The following is a 304-nucleotide window of genomic DNA, read 5'->3' on the forward strand; positions in this document are numbered from 1 at the left end:
TAGATTTTGTATTAGTGACAGCTAGAGATGTTTCACATATGATTAATAAAGTTGTTAATCTTGACAATTTAAAATAATTATAAAATATGAAAAAATGACACACTTCTAATATGAATGAGGCGCAACTTACTTACATCAATAACAATAAACCAGAAACTTTAGGTACTATCTTTTGCATTCAATCTAAAAAACCCACTTATCACACAACTCTTATATTCTTCGACCAAATAACTGCTAAAGTTGCAGCTGTTGAAAGACATGAGCAACGTAGTAGTAAAGATATGATTAATAAATTTATTTTTCA

The 304-nt window shown here is 27.6% G+C and carries 1 protein-coding gene; it reads left to right on the top strand.

Annotated features, from left to right (window positions below):
- Positions 1 to 110: 110 nt before the first annotated feature.
- Positions 111 to 304 (top strand): hypothetical protein (locus FPQ10_RS13240; RefSeq protein ID WP_222103069.1); only part of this gene is annotated, 194 nt, incomplete at its 3' end.

The organism is Allobacillus sp. SKP2-8, assembly GCF_007559355.1.
In the GTDB taxonomy this organism is placed as follows: domain Bacteria; phylum Bacillota; class Bacilli; order Bacillales; family Alkalibacillaceae; genus Allobacillus; species Allobacillus halotolerans.